Below are 4,789 nucleotides of genomic sequence, written 5' to 3'. Positions count from 1 at the left end.
TGACGCCGATGCCGACCGCGGGTCCGTTCACCGCGGCAATCACCGGCTTCAGGCACTTGAAGATGCGCAGCGTCACCTGGCCACCGCCGTCGCGCACCTGGGAATCACTGTAGTCGACCTTTCCGTCGGCGAAGCGCTTCACCGGCCCGCGCCGTGCGTCGCGATCAAAGGTGTCGGCACCAGACGAAAGGTCTGCGCCCGCGCAAAAACCGCGGCCGGCGCCTGTGACGATGATGGCGCGGACGTCGTCGTCCTTGTCGGCGGCGTCGAACGCGTCGATCAGCTCTCCTTGCATCTGCGCGTTGAAGGCGTTGAGCTTGTCGGGCCGGTTCAGCGTGATGGTGAGGATCTGCTCGGCGATTTCGTATTTAATCGTCTCATACGCCATGGTGGTTTCCTTCCCTGTCCTGAATTCTGTCTCGAAGAGACGTCATGCATGGCTGCCAGCGTCCGTTTTGCGCGGACTGGGCGTGTGGTGGCCAAGCTCTACTTCGCCGGCGGGCTGGGCCAGGGCTTCTGCGGGCCGCGCAGGCTCTCGAACGCCTTGGCCATGCCGAGCACGCCGATATCGTCGAAGCGGCGGCCGACGATCTGCACGCCGATGGGAAAACCCTTGGCGTCGAAGCCGCCGTTGATGGAGATCGCCGGATTTTCCGACATATTCCACGGAACGGTATAGGCGATATGCTCGAAAGGCTTCATGGGATCGTTGGTCGGCGAGGCCCACTCCGCCGGATAGTTCACGTTCGGCGCGGTCGGCGAGATCACATAGTCGAGTTCGCAGAACAGCTTCGATGCCGCGGCGCGGATTGCCATAGTCTGGTTGAAGCCACGGATAACGTCGACACCCGAGAGCTTCGCGCCGGACTCGCCCCACTTGAAAATGTAGGGCAGCACCTTTGCCTGTTCGGCGGGCGTCAGCTTCGACAGATCATCCCACATCCGCGCGCGCCAGAAATTGTCGAGGCCGTCGAGCATCTCGCGCGTGAGGATGCCGTCGACTTCGGTGACGACGGCGGCTGCGGATTCGAACGCTTTCGCCGCCTTCACAGCGACCTCGCGCACCGGTTTCTCCAGCGCCAGGCCAACGCCGGGATCGAGCATCAGTCCGATGCGGAGTTTGCGCGGGGATTTCTCCAGCCCCTTCCAGTTGAGGGGCTCCGCGGGCAGGCTCGTGCCGTCGCGCCGGTCGGGTTTTGCGATCGCGCTCATCATCAGCGCGCAATCGTCGACGGTGCGGGTCATAGGACCGGCGACGCGGCCGACATAGGCGGGATCGATCGGCACGCGTCCAAAGCTCGGCTTCAATCCGACGAGGCCGCACCAGCCCGCGGGCAGGCGGACCGAGCCGCCGATATCAGTCCCGAGATGCAGCGGGCCATAGCCGGCCGCGGCCGCGGCGCCCGCGCCGGCGCTGGAGCCGCCGGGATTTTTGGAGAGGTCCCAGGGATTACGCGCGAGCGCATGGAAAGAGGACAGCCCCGAGGACAGCATGCCGTAATCGGGCATGGTGGTCTTGGCGAAGATGATCGCACCGGCCTCGCGCAGCCGCGCGGCGGGTGGTGCGTCCTTCTCGGCCGGCACCAGCTTGACGCTGGCCGCGCCCAGCGGCACCGGCACGCCTTTGGTCGCGATGTTGTCCTTCACCGTCACCGGCACGCCGTCGAGCGCTCCGGACGGCTCGCCCCCGGTCCAGCGTGCGGTCGAGGCCTTCGCGGCCTCGCGCGCGCCGTCGGGATCGAATGCATAGAGCGCCTTGAGGTGCGGCTCCCAAGCTGCGACGTGCGCGAGCACGTCTTCCAGCACCTCGCTCGGCGAGAACTGCTTGGCGCGATAGCCCGCGATTAGATCGACCGCGGAGAGATCGTGCAGCGAGGTGACGTCCTCTTCGACGCTCTTTTTATGCATGGGCACCCACCGGCATCCGGGTCTCGATGATCCGGGCGAACATGCTGGCACCGATCGGCAGGATCTTGTCGTCGAGCACGAAGCCGGGATTGTGCACGGGCACCGAGCCGTCGTGGCCGACCCAGAAATAGGCGCCGGGAATGGTTTGCAGCATGTCGGCAAAATCCTCGCTGCCCATCTTCGGCTGGGCGCGGGTGATCACGTTGGCGGGGTCGACGATGGTGCGCGCGACGTCTTCGACCACCTTGGACTGCTCGACCTGGTTGACCAGCACATCGAAGGTGTCGCGGATGTCGACGTCGATCACGCACTGATAGGCGCTCGCGATGCCGGCGCAGATCGTGCGAATGCGTTCGCTGATCAGGGTGCGGACTTCTTTCGAGAAAGTGCGGATGGTGCCGCAAAGATGCGCTTCGCCGGGGATGACGTTGTACGCCGAGCCGGCGTGGATCTGCGTGATCGAGACGACTGCGGCCTGCAGCGGCTCGACGTTGCGGCTGACGATGGTCTGGATCGCCTGCGCCAGCGTGGTCGCGATGATCACAGCGTCCTTGGAGCGTTCGGGCATCGCGCCGTGCGCGCCGTAGCCGGTGATGCGGAGGTCGAAGAAGTCGGCGCTGGCCATCGCAGGGCCGGGAAGGATCGCGATCTCGCCGTGGTTGAGGTCCGGCGCATTGTGCAGGCCGTAGAGCTCGTCGCAGGGAAACTTCTCGAACAGCCCGTCCTTGATCATCGCGCGGGCGCCGCCGAGGCCTTCCTCGGCCGGCTGGAAGATCAGGTGTACGGTACCGTCGAAGTTCTTGGTCTCGGCGAGGTAGCGCGCGGTGCCGAGCAGCATGGTGGTGTGGCCGTCATGGCCACAGCCGTGGAAGCGGCCCGGGATTTTCGAACTCCATTTCAGATTGGTGTTCTCCTCCATTGGCAGCGCGTCCATGTCGGCGCGAAGCCCGATGCGCTTGCCGCTCGACCCCTTGCCCTTGATGATTCCGATCACGCCGGTGCCGCCGAGACCGCGATGCACCTCGATGCCCCAGCTCTTCAGCTTGTCGGCGACGATGCCGGAGGTGCGCACTTCCTCGAAGCCGATTTCCGGATGGGCGTGGAGGTCGCGCCTGATAGCGGTGAGTTCGTCGGCATAGCCGTCGATGCGGTCAATCGTGGGCATGTGTTCTGTCCAGTTAGCGTGAGGAGGGAGTGAAAACCGGGCCGTTCGGCTTGATGCGGATGCCCGGCCGCAGGCGTGTCCATGGCAGCGTGGCTGTGTCGGCCGGCATCGCGCCGGGGGCAGCGCAGATCATCAGCTTTTCCGCGATCGGCTCGAAATCCGCGCGGAAGTGCACCGAGCTCTTGTTGACCAAAATCTTCTCTTCGGTCGGCTCGATGCCGACATAGCGGTACATGGCCTGATCGGCGAGCTGCGCCTTGTGCGAGGAGACGACGATTCGGACGTCGCCGATGCGAAGGCAGGCGGACGCGCCCATCTCCATCTCGCGGCCGCCATAGTAGGGCCCGGGCGCGATGAAGCGGCCATCGGAGAGCTTTTCAACGACGAAGGTCTCACGATAGGGCTCATCGCCGGGAATGCCGGACTTGCCGCCGAGCGACAGCGTCACGGTGGCGCCGACGCCGGCTGCATGCGCGGCCTTGGCCGATTCCGGATCGTAGATCGCACCGGTCGCGGCGCTGGCCTTGTTGCGGACCAGCGCTCGTAGCATTCCGGTGGTGTCGGAATCGCCGCCGGCGCCGGGATTGTCCTGGGTGTCGGCGATGATGATCGGCTTGCTCGCGCCCTTCGAGAGTTCCATCGCGTGGCGCACGCCGTCATCGGGTGACCAGATCTTGCCGTCGAAATCGTCCTCGTGGCTTTCGATCAGCTTCACGATCGCATCCGCCGCGCGATCGGCATCGGCTTGCGTCTTGCCAAAGGCGAACACGCTCGGCCCGCAATCGCGGAAATCGGCGGCGGGGAAGCCGGGTGCGAAGGACAATGTCGGAACCGCATCGCTCTCCAGCGCGGCAAGCTTTTCGTAGATGCCCTTGGTGGGCTGGTCGTTGGTGCACTGCCAGCTGATCGGGATCAGGAACGGCAATTGCCGGAAGGCTTTTGCGAAACGCTGCTTTGTCTTCAGCAGCAATGCGAGATGTTGCGCGCAGGCGCGGCCGGTCTCGGCCATGTCGACATGGGGATAGGTGCGGTAGGCGATCAGCGCGTCCGCATGCTCCATCATCTCGGGGGTGACGCTGGCGTGGAGATCCAGGCTGGTGACCAGCGGAATGTCCTTGCCGATGACGCGGCGCACGCGCGCCAGGATCTCGCCTTCGCCGTCGTCGAGATGTTCCGTGACCATCGCGCCGTGCAGATCGAGATAGACGGCGTCGATCGGGCCGGCGGCTGCAATTCCGTCGACCATGACCTTCACGATGCGCTCGAAGGCGTCCCTGGTGACATGCGCCGAGGGGCTCGCGCCGCAGGCAATCGTCGGAACGAGTTCCCAGCCGTGGGCCTCGGCGCTGTCGACGAAACCGGCGAGGCCGACATTGATTCGGCGCATCACCTTCAGCACGTCGGGACCTTGCGTCATTGCCGGCCAGCCGCCGCCGTGCTGGAAGTCCGCGAAGGTCGCCTTCGTCGGAGCGAAGGTGTTGGTCTCGTGCAGGAAGCCGCCGACGGCGATACGTGTCATCAACTCAAGTCCAGCAATTGAAAGTGCGCGACGTTAGCCCTGTGCTTGCGGCGAGAGCAAGCCGGGAAGCAATCGCGCCATGCATGGCGTCAGGCCGTTTTGGGAATGCTTGTCGCAACCGCCGTCATTGCGAGCGAAGCGAAGCAATCCAGAATCCCTCCGCGGGGACAGTCTGGATTGAGCCTCCCCTAAATCGG

At 64.9% G+C, this 4,789-nt stretch carries 4 protein-coding genes; all 4 read right to left on the bottom strand.

The annotated features are described in order from the left end of the window. On the bottom strand, positions 1-388 hold a 388-nt coding region (locus FXB41_RS40275), incomplete at its 3' end, for an enoyl-CoA hydratase-related protein (protein WP_219685708.1). 98 nt (positions 389-486) lie between these two features. Continuing rightward, on the bottom strand, positions 487-1,908 hold the full coding sequence (locus FXB41_RS40270; RefSeq protein ID WP_219685707.1) for an amidase: 1,422 nt from the start codon (positions 1,906-1,908) through the stop codon (positions 487-489). Beyond that, complete coding sequence (locus FXB41_RS40265) at positions 1,901-3,073, bottom strand: M20 aminoacylase family protein (RefSeq protein ID WP_007602524.1); 1,173 nt, start codon at positions 3,071-3,073, stop codon at positions 1,901-1,903. Before FXB41_RS40265 ends, FXB41_RS40270 begins: the two co-directional genes overlap by 8 nt. 13 nt (positions 3,074-3,086) lie before the next feature. After that, a complete protein-coding gene (locus FXB41_RS40260; RefSeq protein WP_219685706.1) occupies positions 3,087-4,592 on the bottom strand; it encodes a M81 family metallopeptidase in 1,506 nt (501 codons plus the stop codon). Positions 4,593-4,789: the final 197 nt, after the last annotated feature.

The sequence above is a fragment of the Bradyrhizobium canariense genome (genome assembly GCF_019402665.1).
Taxonomy (GTDB): Bacteria; Pseudomonadota; Alphaproteobacteria; order Rhizobiales; family Xanthobacteraceae; genus Bradyrhizobium; species Bradyrhizobium canariense.
The sequence above is the reverse complement of the archived record's forward strand: the minus strand, read 5'-3'. Positions and strand labels throughout refer to the sequence as shown.

Coding starts and splice junctions, on each gene's coding strand:
- FXB41_RS40270 (WP_219685707.1), bottom strand. CDS start 1,908: ATGCATAAAAAGAGCGTCGAAGAGGACGTCACCTCGCTGCACGATCTC.
- FXB41_RS40265 (WP_007602524.1), bottom strand. CDS start 3,073: ATGCCCACGATTGACCGCATCGACGGCTATGCCGACGAACTCACCGCT.
- FXB41_RS40260 (WP_219685706.1), bottom strand. CDS start 4,592: ATGACACGTATCGCCGTCGGCGGCTTCCTGCACGAGACCAACACCTTC.